The following is a 2113-nucleotide window of genomic DNA, read 5'->3' on the forward strand; positions in this document are numbered from 1 at the left end:
ACGCGCGCGTCTCTTCCTGGAGAAGATCGCGCGTGAGAACCGCAGGCTCTTTGTGCATTGGCAACTCGGCGATGGCGGCAAGCTTGCCTGATGGGAGCCGGGTGAGGCGAGAGTCTCACGCCCGGTTCTGCGAGAGGCTGGAGGTGAAATCCCTCCGGCCTACTCACTTGGTGCCGGTGCTGGCCAAGGGCAAGACCGATACGGCACGGTGCTGGATCTACGTCCGGGACGATCGGCCGTTTGGCGGCGCCGGGCCGCCGGCGGCGATATTCTACTACTCCCGCGACCGTAGGGGCGAGCATCCCCAGGCGCATCTGGCGGGGTATGCCGGCATCCTGCAGGCCGACGCCTATGACGGGTACAACCAGCTCTATCTGGCGGGACGCCACCCTGGACCGATCCGGGAAGCGGCGTGTTGGGTCCATGCGCGGCGCCCGTTCTTCGCCATGGCCGATATCGAAGAGAATGCGCGTCGCAAGGCCACCGGCAAGCAGGAGCCCCGAAGAGCGTCTGGAGATGCGACGGACGCTAAGCCGGCCTCTGGTCGAGGATCTGCAGGTCTATATGCGGGAGCAGCTCGCCAAGCTGTCCCGTGGGCACGACCTGGCCAAGGCGTTCAACTACATCCTGAAGCGATGGGCGAGCTTCACGCTGTTCCTGCAGGACGGACGAGTCTGTCTCTCCAACAATGCCGCCGAAAGAGGCTTGCGAGGCATCGCTCTTGGACGAAAATCCTGGTTGTTCTGCGGCTCTGATCGCGGCGGACGGCGCGCGGCGTCCATGTATAGCTTGATCATCACGGCCAAAATGAATGGCGTCGATCCGCAGGCCTGGCTCACGGATATCCTTGCCTGCATCGCCGTCCGCCCAGCTCACCGGCTGGACGAGCTTCTGCCCTGGAATTGGACGCCGGCATCTGCGTTCCCCGCTCGAGCGGCATGACCACGCACGTCAACAAAGTTCATCACGTCACCACCCTCACCCAGGTCGCAAAAGACCTCGGTGAAGACGAAGACTGGCTGCGCGACATTACCATCGGCGTTCACCGACTTTGGCATCGAAAACCTGATCGAGCTCGTCAGGTTCTATAATGGAGATCGAGGACGGCCTGATCTGGGTCTATGGCGTCGGCGAAGATGGTGTGCAGGCCGTTGGCAACGGAAATGATCCAACCAGCCTGCGGCCTACGCCGGATGCGTACGCTAGAGAGTTCGAGCGCTTCGTTTCCCCGCACTGGCTGCTCCCGGCAGATCGGCCCGTGCTGCCAGTCTACATCATTGGACTGGTGCAGAACGACTAGAAGGGTACAGGGTGGACCCGGTAAAGTGACCCTCGAAAACTGTTGCGGGGGGATGTCCCGATCAATGTTGAACTACGTCGGGCCGGCATTTCCGAATGAATGTTATGCGGCCCTCGTGAATCGAGCACGCCGATCTTTTGGCGAATGTCGGCGGGGAACGCCGGAATGGGTCATCGTCGCCGGCAGGCTTGCAAGCGATTCCGTGGCCCCAGGCTCACCGCAAGCTTGAGGATCTGCAGCGCGTTCAGGAATTTCACCGCCGCCTCCGTGCCGCCGACGATGTCGAACGAGAACGTCGCCCCCGCGCCGAGGCATTGCCGCGCGAACACGCGGCGCCGGAGAGCGAGTCCTGCTCGTGATGACCGAGGTAATGCACCTTGGCGACCTTCGGGTGGTCGCGCAAAAAGTCCGCCACGAGCCGCGCATTCGCATCGGCTTTCTTCATCCGCAGGCTGAGCGTCTCGAGCGAGCGGTTGATCATCCAGCAGGAATGCGGATCGAGCTGGGTGCCGATGGCGCCGCGCAGCGCCTTGATGCCTTTCATGATCGCTTTCGATCCGAGCGCGGCGCCCGCGATCAGGTCGGAATGGCGCCGACATACTTGCTCAGCGAATACAGCGACAGGTCCGCGCCGTGCTCGATCGGCCGCTGAAACACCGGCCCGAGCAGCGTGTTGTCGCAGGCGATGATCGGCGTGTGTCCCTGCGCCTTGCCGATGGCATCGACGATGCGGCGGATCATTGCGAGGTCGACGAGGCCGTTGGTCGGATTGGCGGGCGTCTCGATCAGGATCATCGAAACCCGTCCCCTCCC

2 protein-coding genes and 2 pseudogenes are annotated in these 2113 nt (G+C 63.0%); 3 read left to right on the forward strand and 1 reads right to left on the reverse strand.

Going from position 1 to position 2113, the window contains the following annotated elements; all coding sequences use genetic code 11:
• From tnpC to EHH60_RS37880, 3 genes and pseudogenes are all read left to right on the forward strand, one after another.
• A pseudogene (gene tnpC / locus EHH60_RS36820) lies at positions 1-942 on the forward strand (IS66 family transposase); the annotation flags it as partial.
• Positions 939-1091, forward strand: a complete 153-nt coding sequence (locus EHH60_RS37875; RefSeq protein ID WP_162130879.1) for a hypothetical protein — start codon at positions 939-941, stop codon at positions 1089-1091. The pseudogene tnpC and the gene EHH60_RS37875, both read left to right, overlap by 4 nt.
• Entirely contained in the window at positions 1091-1300 is a 210-nt protein-coding gene (locus tag EHH60_RS37880) for a hypothetical protein (protein WP_050996349.1), read from the forward strand. Before EHH60_RS37875 ends, EHH60_RS37880 begins: the two co-directional genes overlap by 1 nt.
• Here the strand turns inward: EHH60_RS37880 and EHH60_RS36825 are convergent.
• Positions 1297-2113: pseudogene (locus tag EHH60_RS36825) on the reverse strand (PLP-dependent transferase); the annotation flags it as partial. The gene EHH60_RS37880 and the pseudogene EHH60_RS36825 sit on opposite strands and share 4 nt — an antisense overlap.

This window comes from Bradyrhizobium sp. RP6 (assembly GCF_003837805.1).
In the GTDB taxonomy this organism is placed as follows: Bacteria; Pseudomonadota; Alphaproteobacteria; order Rhizobiales; family Xanthobacteraceae; genus Bradyrhizobium.

Coding starts and splice junctions, on each gene's coding strand:
- EHH60_RS37875 (WP_162130879.1), top strand. CDS start 939: ATGACCACGCACGTCAACAAAGTTCATCACGTCACCACCCTCACCCAG.
- EHH60_RS37880 (WP_050996349.1), top strand. CDS start 1,091: ATGGAGATCGAGGACGGCCTGATCTGGGTCTATGGCGTCGGCGAAGAT.